The sequence below is a fragment of the Streptomyces sp. NBC_01198 genome (assembly GCF_036010485.1).
Classification (GTDB): Bacteria; Actinomycetota; Actinomycetes; order Streptomycetales; family Streptomycetaceae; genus Actinacidiphila.
On the sequence record NZ_CP108568.1, the window covers coordinates 5,118,309 to 5,131,701 of the forward strand.

The window sequence follows — 13,393 nt, forward strand, 5'->3', positions numbered from 1 at the left end:
GACGGTCAGCCCATCAGGCGGACACCGCGTCCCGCCGCCGGCACCGCCCGGTGCACGGCGGGAGACCCGCCGGTGACGCCCCGGTACCCGGCCGGTATGCGCCCGGTGCGCCGCCCCGGCACCGCATACGCTGGACGCCATGAGTACGACGGGGGCGCACGTACCGGACGACGGTGCCGGGGGAGGTGCGGCGGCCGCCATCGCAGTGGTGCTGCCGCGCCGCCCCGGCGTGTGGTGGTGGCCGCGGCGGCGCGGCTTCGTGCTGGACGTGGCACTGGCCGCGGTCTCCGCGATCGAGTGCGCCTTCGAGGGGGCCACCTTCGCCGACCGCACCGGGATCGTCACCGGTGCGGGCGCGCTGCTCGGCGTGCTGGTCGGCACGGTCCTGGTGCTGCGCCGGCGCTGGCCGGTGGCGGTGGTGCTGGTCAGCATCGCCATGACGCCGGCCCAGATGGGCTTCCTGCTCTCCCTGGTCGGCCTCTACACGCTGGCGTCCTCCGAGGTGCCGCGGCGGATCACCGCGGTGCTGGCCGGGATGAACGGCTTGGGCACCATGATCGTCGCCTTCCTCCAGTTCCACGACAACCTGGGCGACCAGGACGGCGGCAGCTCGCTGCGGATGCCGCTGACACTGGTCGTCGCGGCGCTCATGGCGCTCGGCCTGACCGGTCCTCCGGTGCTGCTCGGCCTCTACGTACGCGCCAGGCGCCGCCTGGTGGAGAGCCTGCGGGAGCGGGCCGACGGTCTGGAACGCGAACTCGAACTGCTCGCCGAGAAGGCCGCCGAGCGGGCCGAGCGGGCCAGGGCGGAGGAGCGGACCCGGATCGCCCGCGACATGCACGACGTCGTCGCGCACCGGGTGAGCCTGATGGTCGTGCACGCCGCCGCGCTCAAGGCGGTCGCGCTCAAGGACCCGCAGAAGGCGTCGGCCAGTGCGGAGATGCTCGGCGACATGGGGCGGCAGGCCCTCACCGAACTGCGCCAGATGCTGGGCGTGCTGCGTACCGCCGCGGCGCCGGTGGTGGTCGCCCCGGCCATGCGGGCCGACGCCGTGCGGGTGGACATCCGGCCGGACACCTCGCAGGCGCGGCAGGCCGGGGCGGACCCGGCGGGCGCGCCCGGCCCCGGGGCGGACGGGCCCACGCTGGCGCTGCTCGCCGCCCTGGTCGAGGAGTCGCAGGCCGCGGGAATGGCCGTCGAGCTGACCGTCGAGGGGTCGCAGCGGCCGTGCGGGGCACGCATCGAGGCCACCGTCTACCGCGTCGTGCAGGAGGCGCTCACCAACGTGCACAAGCACGCGGCGGGCGCCAAGGCGGTCGTACGGCTGGCCTACCGGGAGGCCGAAGTCGCGGTCCTCATCACCAACGGCCCTTCCGACGGCTCCGCGCAGACCGCGCTGCCCAGCGGCGGGCACGGTCTGCTCGGCATGAAGGAGCGGGTCACCGCACATGGCGGCGGATTCGCCGCCGGGCCCACCTCGGACGGCGGCTTCCGCGTCTCGGCCATGGTCCCGCTGCGCGGCGTCTGACCCGGCGGCTACTGCTCCTCGGGCGGGGTGGTGTGGCGCCCGGTGAGGGTGGCGAGGGTGGAGCGGACGTGGGCGAGGTGGGCGCGGATCTCGTCGCGGTGCTCCTCGTGGGCGCGCAGCGAGCGCTCGCTCTCCCGCCGGACCCGCTCCTCGTGCAGCCGTGCCTGCGACAGCATCGAGGCGGCCCGCTGATCGGCCTCCTCCTGCTGGGTGCGCAGCGCCTCCTCGGCGGCGGCCCGCTCTTTCTGCGCCGCGTCGAGCCGCCGCTCGGCGTCGGCCAGGAGCGCGCCGAGCCGGCTGTCGACGCCGGCCTCGTGCTCGGCGAGTTCGTGCCGCAGGGTGTCCAGGCGCCCCTGCCGCTCCTTCTCGGCCTCGGCGGTGCTGCGGTCGACGTCCTGCCGCATGGCGTCCAGCGTCTGGCCCGCCTCGCCGCGCAGGGCGTCCGCCTCGGCGCGGGCCTGGCCGAGGATCTCGGCGGCGCGGCTGCACGCCTCGTCCAGCATCCGCTCGGCGTGGTCCTCGGCCGCGGCCAGCCGGGCGGAGGCGGCGGCACGTGCCTCGTCCTGGAGGGTGCGGCGGGCGGTCTCCGCGGCGTCCCTGGCGTACTGCGCCTCGACCTCGGCGCGTTCGCGTACGGCCTCGGCCTCCTCCTCGACCAGCCGCATCAGTTCCAGCGCGCCGGGGCCGAGCGTCTCGTAGTTCTCCGGCGGGAGGGCGCCGACCTGTTCGCGCAGGGCCGCGCATTCCGCGTCCATCTCGTTGGCGAGGACGGTGAGCCGGGCGGCGCGCTCCCAGGCGGCGTCGCGGTCCTCGGAGAGTTCCTCGAGGTAGCGGTCGACCTGGTCGGGGCGGTAGCCGTGGCCCCGCCCGCGCGTCTGCTGGAAGCCTGTTGACGATGCGGTCGTGTTGCTGCTCATCCGTCTGCCCCTTTTACCGGTGGCGTACCGCTGCTGCCCCTCGCCGTTCCCTCGCTACCTATTTATGGCTTATGACCGAATTGTACGAGCTACGACACTCCGACTGTTCTCCTACCCGGAAAACGCCGGAGGGCCGGGCGGAAGGACACATCCGTCCTTCCGCCCGGCCCTTGGGCGGGCGCCGCGGTGAACCGTCGGGTCCGCCCCGGCTGTTACAGCAGCCCGTCCCACATCTGCTCGATCAGCACCGACCACCAGTTGTCGGGCGAGGCGATCGCCGCCGGGTCCTGCGCCGCCAGCGCGGCCTGGAAGTCGACCGTCCAGTGGCCCGCCTGCTCGGGGGTCAGCCCGATCCGCAGCCGCCACATCCGGCCGAGCAGCGCCAGGCTGCGGGCGAACTCGGGCAGGCTGGAGTTCACGAACTGCGGTGCCGCGGGCGGCGAACCCGCGGGCCCGCCCTCCAGCGGCAGCGCCACGATGTGCGCGGTGCCGTACTGCACGCACAGCTGGCGCCCGAAGTCGTTGCCCATCACCAGATACGAACCCGCGTCCGCGGCCGGCTGCACCCCGCGGGAGGCGGCCAGTTCGGCCAGCGTCGGCACCGGCTGGCCGGGCTGGGCCTGCGCCCAGAAGAACGGCCCGAAGTCCACCGGCAACCCGGCCCACATCAGGGTCTGCGCCACGATGTCGGGCACCCCCTGCCGGGAGACGGCCCGCTGGTCGAAGCGGAAGATCCCGGGCGGCCCGAAGGCGCCCGCCAGCTCCTGCCCGATCACGTCGAGCCCGACCGGCGGCACCCGCAGTACGGTGTGCGGGTCGGGCATCGGCACCCGCTGCGGCTGCGGGCGGGCGGGAGCGCCCGCCACCTGGTGCAGTTCGCCCTGGTGCGTCAGCAGGTGCTGCACGCCCTGCCGGCGGCTCGCGTGGTCCCGCCCGTAGGGCGCGGTGTGGCTGATCCGCACCTGCGGCCAGGTCTCCCTGATCATCCGGGTGCAGTAACCGCCGGGCAGGTCGCAGGACTCCAGTTCGGTGTGCAGTTCGAGCACCTGCTCAGGGCGCACCCCGGCCGACCGCAGCTCGTGCAGGATCTGCCACTCCGGATGGGGGGTGCCGGGCGCGGAGCGCCTGATGATCTGCTGCTCGCTGCCGTCCTGGCCGCGGTAGCGCAGCACCGCCATGTAGCCGGGCCCCACCGTCGGCACGCCGGCCGGCGGCTGCGGATAGCCGTAGCCGGGCGCGGGCGGCGGCGCGGCGGGCCCGCCGGCGTAGGGCGGCGGGGGCGGCGGAGCGCCGCCACCGGGAGCGCCGGCGAAGGGCCCCGGCGGCGGGGGCGGCGGAGCGCCGCCCAGCGCGGGTCCGGCGACGGCGGGTCCGGCGAGCATGGTGGCCGCGTAGTGCGGGTCGTTGCTCGCGGGGGGCGGCGTTGTGCCGGGGGCGCCTCCGTAGGGCGGCGGGGGTGGTGGAGCAGCGGGGCTGCCCCCGTAGGGCGGCGGAGGTGGTGGCGCACCGGCGCTGCCTCCGTACGGCGGCGGGGGTGGCGGGGTGCCGGGGGTACCCGCGTAGGGCGGCGGGGGTGGCGGGGTGCCGGGGGTACCCGCGTACGGCGGCGGGGGTGGCGGTGTGCCAGGAGTCCCGGCGTAGGGCGGCGGGGGCGTGCCGCCGCCGGGAGTTCCGGCGAAAGGGATGTGGGGCGGGTTGCCGCCGCCTCCGGCGAGCATGGTGGCCGCGTAGTGGGGGTCGTTGCTCGCGGGGGACGGCGGTGTGCCGGGGGTCCCTCCGTACGCCGGCAGCGGCGGTGTGCCGGGAGTCCCGGCGTAGGGCGGCGGGGGAGTACCGCCCTGCCGGGACGGGGGAGCCGGCGGCACGTTGCCGCGGACCGCCTTGGCCGTCTCAAGGCCCGCGATGTCCGCGGTACTTCCGGGTCCGCTGCCTGGGCCTGCGCCCTGACCGCCCGCGGACGGCGGGGGAAGGGGGACGCCGGGGCCGCTCGGCGGCGGGTAGGCGGAGCCGCCCACGGTGTGCGGCACCCCGCCGCGCGCCGGCGGAGGCGCCTGCTCGGGCGTGCCGCTGCCGCCGGGCAGCAGGTCGGTCCGCTCCTCGGCGGCGTCGGGCCGCGGCGCCTGCGGCGGCAGGTCCGCGCCGACCGGCGGTGCGAAGACGGTGGCCGGGACCGGCACCGACTGCCCCCCGCTGGAGCCGCTGACCGTCTTGCCCGCCCAACTGTCGCCTTCCTGCGGCCCGTTGTGCTCGGGGACGGCGGCGGGCCGCCGGACGTAGTCGACGCCCCCCGATCCCTCGGACGCGGCGGCAGGCCGCTGCCGGTCGGGCTCCTGGGGCGTGCTCTCCGCGGCGGCCGGCCGCCGGTAGCCGATCCGGCCCGCGGATTCCCCCCCGCCGGACGGCGTACTCGTGCCGCCGGACGGCGTGCTCGTGCCGGAGCCGGCATCGGCATCACTGCCGGCGCGGGCGGTCGCGGCGGCGCTGTCCTGCCTGCGGTCCGGGATGCCCATCCGGTCCGCCGCGTCCTGCAGCCACTGCGGCGGGCTCAGCAGGAAGGACGTCGCCTCCAGGTCGATGCGCTGCGGCGGTTCCGGCGCCGCGTCGTTAGGCACAGCGCCGTACTCCTCCTCGTAGCGGCGGATCAACTCGCCGATGGGCAGGGCGGGCCACAAGGTGGCCTCCCCGCTGTCGCGGGCGATGACCACCCGTATGTCGCCGCCGTCGTCCGCCGAGGGGCCGCCCTCGCGCGGCTCCGACCAGATGACGAAGCCGAGGTCGAACTCGCGCACCCGGATCTCGCGGTGCTCGTAGGGCGGCACGCCGCCGTTGATCCAGTGCTCCGCGCGCTCCTGCGCCTGAGCGAAAGTCACCATGTCCGGCTCACCCCTCCACCGCTGCCGCGGCGGCGAAACCGCCGTCGACCATCAGGTTCGCGACCGTCTCCAGCTCCGGCGGATTGCCCGCGAGCCGCAGCAGGAAGGCGTCGACCGAGTCGCCGCACGGCAGCAGCAGTTCGGCCACCCGGTCGGCCGGGCTGTCCCAGCGGTCGCCGTCACGCGCGTCGTCGTAGGCGCAGAACCACACCGAGCCGGCGCCCTCGCCCTTGACCTTCACCGCGAGCAGCCCGCCCTGGATGTAGGCGATCGCCAGGTAGTCCTTGGTGAGGTGGTCGCGCAGGCACTTGTTCACGTAGACCAGGTCGTTGGCCGCCGCGGTGTCGCGGACGGTGAAGAACGGCTGGTCGATGAGCAGTCCCAGCTCCGGGTCCAGCGCCACCCCGCGGGGCGCGCAGCCGCCCGCCGCCTTCAGGAAGGCCCGGTAGGACCCCGGCAGCCGGTAGCCCAGCTCCTCCTCGACGTCCCGCACCTGCGTCTCGCTGACCGCCACCGGGTCCTTCGGCAGCGCGAAATGCACCGGCCGGGTCTCCTGCAGCGGCCGGGTGCCGCGCTTGTCGTGGTCGGCGACGGACTCCGCGAGCCCGCCGTGGTGCCGCAGCAGCGCCTTGACCTCGGTGGGGACCAGTTCCAGCCGCCGCGAACCCGGCACGTGGTGCCAGGTCCAGCCGTGCGGGGTGGCCACCGGGGGCAGGCTGCCCCACAGCTCGTGGCCCGAGGCGTGCAGCGCGGCGTTCGCCGAGACGTAGTCGGTCAGCCGCAGTTCGTCGATGCCGAAACCCTGGGGCGGCTCGGCTATCTCGGCCGCCGCGCGGGCGTAGGGCGAGAAGTCGGGGTGGCCCTCGTCGTCGATCCACACCCCCTGCGGGTGGCGGCCGGCCCGTAGCGGGTCGGGGAAGTGCACGACCTGCCCGGCGTAGGCCGCGTTCGGCGGCGCGGTCCGACCCCCCGCTCCGGGGTCGGGAGGCGCTGCCCCCAGCCCTTGCCGACCTGTCGTCATGACTGCTGCCCCCTGGTACGTACGGGTGATGACGACAGCCTAGGGCCTGTTGTCCTGGCCTGTCGCAGGTGCGCTGACCGGCCCTTTGCTCAGCTCGCGGGCGGGTGCCGCCCGGTGGCCGCCGCGGCTGCCGCCGGGGTCAGCCGCCCTTGGCCGCGGTGCGCAGTTTGTCGACCTGTTTGACCGGGATCGTGCGGCGCAGCGTCGCCGGCGTGTGGTCGGCGCGCACCGTCTCGAAAGCCGCGGTGGTGTCGCCTGCCCTGACCACCGTGACCAGCACCTGGCCCGCGATGCCCTTGGCCGTGTCGCCGATCGTGTAGGAGACCTGCTGGTCGCCCAGCCCCGGCGTGGTGGGCGCGGGTTTCACCGCGAAGTGGGTGGTCACGCCGCTGCGCACCAGGGCGTAGTCGTGACAGGCCGTCACCGCGGCGGTCAGCTCGTCCAGGACGGTCCTGGCCACCCCCACCTTGTAGGACGCGATGACGGTCAGTGAGATCGCCTTGGCGCCCTTGTCCTTGTCCGTGGTGTCGGTGACCATCGCGCCGGTGTAGACCTGCCGCGGGTGCGCGGGCTGGCTGCTCCACTGGTCGACCACCGGCTGGCACGCCGCCACGTCCGCCTTCTGCGCGGGGCCGAGCAGCTGGTCCTTGCTGGCGGCCGGCAGCACCTGGACGTGCGGCAGGTCGGAGGAGGTCAGCAGGGCGGAGGTCAGCTTGGCGATGGGCACCGCGCCCGACGCCTTCACCGGCCCCGGCTCGTCCTTGCCGCCGCCGTCGCCATCACCGCCGCAGCCGGCCGTGAGCACGAGAGCGGGCAGCAGCGCGGCGGCGGCCACGGCCCGCCTACCGGTCAGTAGGCGATGGTCTGCGCGTATCGGCATCGATGCGATCCCCTGTGTCGTGTCCGTCCCGGCGTCCCACGGGCGACGGCGATCCCACGGGCGGCGGCCCGTTGCCGCGCGACTTTACGGCAACCGGGCCGCCCCTTCCGCTGTGGGGCTGCTCACAGCAGGCCCGCCTGTCCGACGGGCTGCGGCGCCGCCGCGGGCTACTTCCTGGCCGCGAGCGCCGCCTTGAGCTTCTCGCTCTGCTTGCGCGCCACGTCGATGGGCAGCGGGCCCGCGCCGCCGCTGGACTTCACCGACAGATACGCGGTCACGGTGTCGCCGGTCTGCACGACGGCCACCAGCGCGGCACCGGTCTTCTTGTCCGCCGTGTCGGTCATCAGATAGGACACCGACGCGTCGCCGGTCGGCACCGCCGGCCCCTTGCTGATGGTGAAGGGCGTCTTCGTCCCCGTGCTGTCGGTGGCGGTGAAGCTCGTGCAGCCGGCCAGCGCGGTCCGCACCGAGTCGATCACCTTCTTCGCGTCGCCCGGCGCGTGGCTGGCGACCAGCATCTGGTTGATCACGTCGGGGGTGGCACTGGTGGTCGCGGTGGTCTTGGCGAAGGCCGCGCCGATGAACGCCATCCGGTGGATCGTCGGATTGCTGCTGGTGATGTCGGCCAGCGGCTGGCAGGCCGGCTTGTCCGCGGTCAGCGTCGAGGTGTCGGAGGAGTCGGCGGTCTGCGACGGCTGGATGGTCCAGCCGGGCACGTCGGAGTCGGTGACCAGGGCCTTGCTGAGTTGCGCGGTGGTCAGCGGCGCCTTGCCGCTGAGCACGGTCGCGGTGCCGTCCGGGGCCTTGGTGGAGTCCGGCGCATCGGAGGAGGACGAGCAGGCGGCGGCGAGCAGCAGTGCGGGGAGCGCTGCCGCGGCCAGACGGAGCCGGGTCTTGTGCATCGAGGTCACATTCCCTGGTTCGGCGGTGTGGGGGGACCCGCGGGCGCGGGCCGACTGTCGATCCTCCCCGCCCCGATGCCCCGCGTCCATGCCGGGCCGGACGCTGTGTCCCGGCTGTGCGGACCGCCGGGCTGCCGGGTGCGGCGGCGTGTACGCGGGGTAGCCGCTCGCGAGGGGGCCCGGACCCCCGTCCTGGCGGTTTCATGCGCTCCGGACTGGGAGTTCATGTGTTCGGCGTGTACGCGCTGTGCCTGCTGTGTCGGCGTTCGGTCACCCGACGGTGACATGGCCCACACACAATGGGCGCGGGGACGCGTTCGGCTTTCCCATCGCGTGGCGCGTTTGGCAGTCTGATCAACATACGGGGGATCGCCGCCCGGCGGGCGGACGGAGGGATGCACGGAAAACATGACAACTCACTTTCCGCCGGCCGGGGCCACCGACCCCAGGCTGAACTGGAGCGAGCCCCGGCACCGGGAGGGACCCCCGCCGCTGCTGCACCGCAGGGACGGCATCCTGCCCGCGGTGGCCGCCGCGCTGTCCATCCGCGACGAGGTGCTGACCTGCACCGGTGCCAAGGGCGACCAGCCGCCCGTCCTGCATCCGATCGTGCAGGAGTTCCTCGACGCGCTGCCTGCCGTCCAGCGCGAGCGCTTCACCGGCCGGTGCGCGGAACCGGTGCTCATCTCGCGGCACCTGGCCGAGGTCGAGGCCCATCGCGGCAAGCGCGCCTCGCGCCGCCCGCTGACCCAGAGCGAGGCGCGCAAGGCGCTGCGCGGGGCGAAACTGACGGCCCGCCGGATACGCGAGGACGGCGACCCGGCGCACGGCGCCTACGCCCCGCCGTGCCGCTCCTGCGGGCCGCTGCTCGCGCACTTCGGGGTCCGGGCGGTCGACCCCGCGGCAGAAGAGGGGGAATGAACGCCCCGTGACCGTCAGTGTGCGTTTCCCGGTCGGCGTCGACACCGCGCTGCGGGCCGGCGGCTGGGAGCCCGGCCGGTGGGACATCAAGCAGGCCGAGGACTGGGCCGATCTGCTGCGCGGGCACGTCTCGCCCGCCGGGCACCGGCACGCCGTCTTCCCGGCCGCCGTCGAGGCGTGGGCCGAATTCGGCGGCCTCGCGTATCCGGCCGCCTCGGGGCCGGGACGGCTGGTCGCGCCCAGCGCGGTCACCGTCGACCCGCTGCTCGGCCTGCACATGGCGCGAACCTTCGCCGACCTCGGCCGGGCGCTGGAGACCGAGGTCAGCCCGCTCGGCGAGGAGCCGGGCTCCGGCGCCCTGCTGGCCATCGACGCCGAGGGCCGGGTCTACGCCATCGACCACGCGGGGGACTGGTACGTCGGCCCCGACATCGACCTGGCCCTGGCCGCCCTGATCGGCGGCGGCCGCACCGTACGGCTCACGCTCGCCGCGCACTGAGCCGGCCGCGACCCGCGCGACCGGGACCGTTTCCCGGCCGCGGCCTGCGCGACGGCGACCGGTTCCGGGCCCTCCGGAACCGGTGCGCGGTCACTGTCCCTTACCCCGGTATGACGCGCGCACGGCCGTCCCCTAAGGGGAGGCACCTACTTTGGGGGCGGCCAGGTTCGTACCGGCGGATGACGTTCTGGCCTTACGCGTTCCATACGGTCATAGGGCGGGGTGGGGATACCCCCACCAGCAAGACGGAGACCTTCCCCATCGTGCCGCACGGCGGACTCCAGCAGGCTGATGTACACCACAGCAGCCCGATCCACGACGACACAGGAGACACAGTGACAACGGCAGTGACGATTCCCAAGGCCGGGGGCAACGGAGGACGTTCGGCTGTTGCCGCTGCGGGGCGCTCGGTGACGAAGTCGTACGGTGCGGGCGAGACCCGGGTCGTCGCGCTGGACGCGGTCGACGTGGACATCGTCCGCGGCCGCTTCACCGCGATCATGGGCCCCTCCGGTTCCGGCAAGTCCACCCTCATGCACTGCCTCGCCGGGCTCGACACGGTCACCGACGGCCGTATCTGGATCGGCGACAGCGAGATCACCGGCATGAAGGACAAGAAGCTCACCCAGCTGCGCCGGGACAAGATCGGCTTCATCTTCCAGTCCTTCAACCTGCTCCCCACCCTCAACGCGGCGGAGAACATCACGCTGCCGATGGACATCGCGGGCCGCAAGGTCGACAGCGAGTGGTTCGACCGGGTCGTGGAGACCGTCGGCCTGGCCGGCCGGCTCAAGCACCGCCCGACCCAGCTCTCCGGCGGCCAGCAGCAGCGGGTGGCCGTCGCCCGCGCCCTGGCCGCCCGGCCGGAGATCATCTTCGGCGACGAGCCGACCGGCAACCTCGACTCGCGGGCCGGCGCGGAAGTCCTCGGCTTCCTGCGCCGCTCGGTCGACGAGCTCGGCCAGACCATCGTGATGGTCACCCACGACCCGGTCGCCGCCTCCTACGCCGACCGCGTCCTCTACCTGGCCGACGGCCGGATCGTGGACGAGATGGCCAACCCCACCGCCGAGTCCGTCCTTGAGCGGATGAAGTCCTTCGACGGGCGCGGGAGGACCTCATGACCGTCCTCAAGACCTCGGTGCGCAACTTCTTCGCGCACAAGGGCAGGATGGCGCTCTCCGCGATCGCCGTCCTGCTGTCGGTGGCCTTCGTCTGCGGGACGCTGGTCTTCACCGACACCATGACCGCCACCTTCGACAAGCTCTTCGGCTCCACCGCCTCCGACGTCACCATCAGCGCCAAGAAGGTGGACGACGCCCAGGCCACCGGGATGCCGGACCCGGTGCCCGCCTCGCTCCAGCAGAAGCTGCTGCACGTGCCCGGCGTCGCCAAGTCCGACCCCGACGTCACCAGCCAGGACGTCACCGTCGCCGACGCGAAGAACGACAAGATCAGCCCGTCGTCCGGCGCCCCGACCATCGTCAGCAACTGGGACCCGACCGAGACCAAGGCGGTGGAGATCTCCTCCGGCCACCTCCCGCAGGGCTCCGGCCAGGCGGTGCTGGACGCCGACACCGCCAAGAAGCACCACCTGAAGATCGGTGACACGCTGCGGGTCATCGCGGCCCCCGGCGACTTCAAGGTCGCCATCTCCGGCATCGCGACCTTCAAGACCACCAACCCCGGCGCGGCCGTCGTCTACATCGACACCGCCACCGCCCAGGCCAAGCTGCTCGGCAACCCGACGCAGTACACCGGCTTCGGCCTCACCGCCGCCGCCGGCACCACCGACGACCAGCTCAAGCAGAACGTCAGGGCGGCCATCGGCAGCGGCTACACCATCGACACCGCGGCCGAGACCAAGAAGAAGGACCAGGACGACCTCGGCGGCTTCCTGAACTTCATGAAGTACGCGATGCTCGGCTTCGCCGGGATCGCCGTGCTGGTCGGCATCTTCCTGATCGTCAACACCTTCTCCATGCTGGTCGCCCAGCGCACCCGGGAGATCGGGCTCATGCGGGCCCTTGGCTCCAGCCGCGGGCAGGTCAACAGATCGGTGCTGATCGAGGCGGTGCTGCTCGGCGTCACCGGCTCGGTGCTCGGCGTCGGCGGCGGCATCGGACTGGCCATCGGGCTGATGAACCTGATGGGCAAGGTCGGCATGAAGCTCGACACCTCCGAGCTGACCATCAAGGCCACCACGCCCATCATCGGTCTGGCCATCGGCGTCGTCGTCACCGTGGTCTCCGCCTACATCCCGGCCCGCAGGGCGGGCAAGATCTCCCCGATGGCCGCGCTGCGGGACGCCGGCACCCCGGCCGACGGCAGGGCCGGACGGATCCGCGCCGCGATCGGCGTCCTGGTCTGCGCGGCCGGCGCCCTGGCCCTGGTCGGCGCGGGACAGGCCGACAAGGCCTCCTCCGGCGGCAGCCTGCTGGGCCTGGGCGTGCTGCTCACCCTGGTCGGCTTCGTCATCGTCGGCCCGCTGCTCGCCGGTGTGATCGTCCGCGCGGTGAGCGCGGTCGTGCTGCGCTTCTTCGGCCCGATGGGACGCCTCGCCGAGCGCAACGCGCTGCGCAACCCCCGGCGTACCGGCGCCACCGCCTCCGCGCTGATGATCGGCCTGGCCCTGGTGGCCGGCATGTCGGTGGTCGGCTCGTCCATGGTGGCCTCCGCCAACGACCAGCTGGACAAGTCGGTGGGCGCGGACTTCATCATCCAGGTCGGCAACAACGGCGACCAGACGCTGACGCCCGCCGCCGAGAAGGCGCTGAGCGCGACGAGGGACATCCAGCACTTCACCCACTACACCATCGTCAACGCCAAGCTCACGCTGCCGTCCGGCGCCACCGTCAAGACCGACCTGAGCGCGGCGGACCCGACCTACCCGCAGGACCTGGAGCTCAAGACCGTCCAGGGCAAGCTCGCCGACGCCTACGGCAAGGACGCGATGTCGCTGCCCGAGGGCTTCGCAAAGGACAACGGCGTCAAGCTCGGCGACGAGCTGACCGTCCTGATGACCGGCGGCCGGCCCGCACACCTCAAGGTCGCCGCGATCACCAGCGACGACACCACCATCGAGCACGGGACGAAGTTCACCAACATCGCCACCGCCCGCAGCTACCTGCCCGCGGACAAGATGCCCGGCGACTTCATGATGTTCGGCAAGGCGGTGGACGGCAAGGAGAAGCAGGCCTACGCCTCGCTCAAGGCCTCGGTGAAGGCCTACCCGCAGATCGACGTCCGCGACCAGGCCGACTACAAGGACCTGATCCAGAGCCAGGTCAACCAGCTGCTCTACATGATCTACGCGCTGCTCGGCCTCGCGATCATCGTCGCCATCCTGGGCGTGGTGAACACCCTGGCCCTGTCGGTGGTCGAACGCACCCGGGAGATCGGCCTCATGCGGGCGATCGGCACGTCGCGGCGCCAGCTGCGCCGGATGATCCGGCTGGAGTCGGTGGTCATCGCCCTCTTCGGGGCGCTGGTCGGCCTCGGGCTCGGCCTGGGCTGGGGCGCCACCGGGCAGAAGGTGCTGGCGTCGCAGGGGCTGGGAATCCTGCAGATCCCCTGGGTGACGATCGTCACCGTCTTCATCGGATCCGCCGTGGTCGGCCTGCTGGCCGCCCTGCTCCCCGCCTTCCGGGCGGGCCGGATGAACGTCCTGAACGCCATCGCCACCGACTAGCCCCGCGGCGGCGGAACCTCGCCCCGGCCCCGGCACGCCCTCCCGGCGTCGCCGGGGCCGCTCCCTTCCCCGGGGGAGGCGTACCGGGAGTGCGGGCGGGCCGGAGGCCGTACGCTGGAAGGACCCCCCGGCCCGTGACACGTGTCGGGCGGTTGGCGTTG

At 73.5% G+C, this 13,393-nt stretch carries 10 protein-coding genes; 5 read left to right on the top strand and 5 right to left on the bottom strand.

Annotated features, from left to right (window positions below):
• Nucleotides 1–139 precede the first annotated feature (139 nt).
• Complete coding sequence (locus tag OG702_RS22915; protein WP_327290794.1) at nucleotides 140–1,528, top strand: sensor histidine kinase; 1,389 nt, start codon at nucleotides 140–142, stop codon at nucleotides 1,526–1,528.
• Between the two features lie 8 nt (nucleotides 1,529–1,536).
• Here OG702_RS22915 and OG702_RS22920 read toward each other — a convergent pair whose 3' ends face one another.
• The 5 genes from OG702_RS22920 to OG702_RS22940 form a co-directional block, all read right to left on the bottom strand.
• Entirely contained in the window at nucleotides 1,537–2,445 is a 909-nt protein-coding gene (locus OG702_RS22920) for a cellulose-binding protein (protein WP_327290795.1), read from the bottom strand.
• Between the two features lie 212 nt (nucleotides 2,446–2,657).
• Nucleotides 2,658–5,318 (bottom strand): SUKH-4 family immunity protein, encoded by a 2,661-nt coding sequence (locus tag OG702_RS22925; RefSeq protein ID WP_327290796.1) that lies wholly within the window; start codon nucleotides 5,316–5,318, stop codon nucleotides 2,658–2,660.
• Between the two features lie 7 nt (nucleotides 5,319–5,325).
• Nucleotides 5,326–6,339, bottom strand: coding sequence for an SMI1/KNR4 family protein (locus tag OG702_RS22930; protein WP_327290797.1), 1,014 nt, complete (start codon nucleotides 6,337–6,339; stop codon nucleotides 5,326–5,328).
• 139 nt (nucleotides 6,340–6,478) lie between these two features.
• Nucleotides 6,479–7,219 (bottom strand): hypothetical protein, encoded by a 741-nt coding sequence (locus tag OG702_RS22935; protein ID WP_327290798.1) that lies wholly within the window; start codon nucleotides 7,217–7,219, stop codon nucleotides 6,479–6,481.
• 167 nt (nucleotides 7,220–7,386) lie between these two features.
• Nucleotides 7,387–8,121, bottom strand: a complete 735-nt coding sequence (locus OG702_RS22940) for a sensor domain-containing protein (protein WP_327290799.1) — start codon at nucleotides 8,119–8,121, stop codon at nucleotides 7,387–7,389.
• 408 nt (nucleotides 8,122–8,529) lie between these two features.
• On the opposite strand from OG702_RS22940, the gene OG702_RS22945 reads away from it, so the two are divergent.
• The 4 genes from OG702_RS22945 (at nucleotide 8,530) to OG702_RS22960 (ending at nucleotide 13,232) form a co-directional block, all read left to right on the top strand.
• Nucleotides 8,530–9,042 carry a YwqJ-related putative deaminase gene (locus tag OG702_RS22945; protein WP_327290800.1) on the top strand — a complete coding sequence of 171 codons (513 nt, stop codon included), beginning with the start codon at nucleotides 8,530–8,532 and terminating at the stop codon, nucleotides 9,040–9,042.
• A 7-nt stretch (nucleotides 9,043–9,049) separates the two neighbouring features.
• On the top strand, nucleotides 9,050–9,541 hold the full coding sequence (locus OG702_RS22950) for an SUKH-3 domain-containing protein (protein ID WP_327290801.1): 492 nt from the start codon (nucleotides 9,050–9,052) through the stop codon (nucleotides 9,539–9,541).
• A 335-nt stretch (nucleotides 9,542–9,876) separates the two neighbouring features.
• A complete protein-coding gene (locus OG702_RS22955; protein ID WP_327290802.1) occupies nucleotides 9,877–10,665 on the top strand; it encodes an ABC transporter ATP-binding protein in 789 nt (262 codons plus the stop codon).
• Complete coding sequence (locus OG702_RS22960) at nucleotides 10,662–13,232, top strand: ABC transporter permease (protein WP_327290803.1); 2,571 nt, start codon at nucleotides 10,662–10,664, stop codon at nucleotides 13,230–13,232. The genes OG702_RS22955 and OG702_RS22960 overlap by 4 nt, the downstream gene beginning before the upstream one ends.
• Nucleotides 13,233–13,393 lie beyond the last annotated feature (161 nt).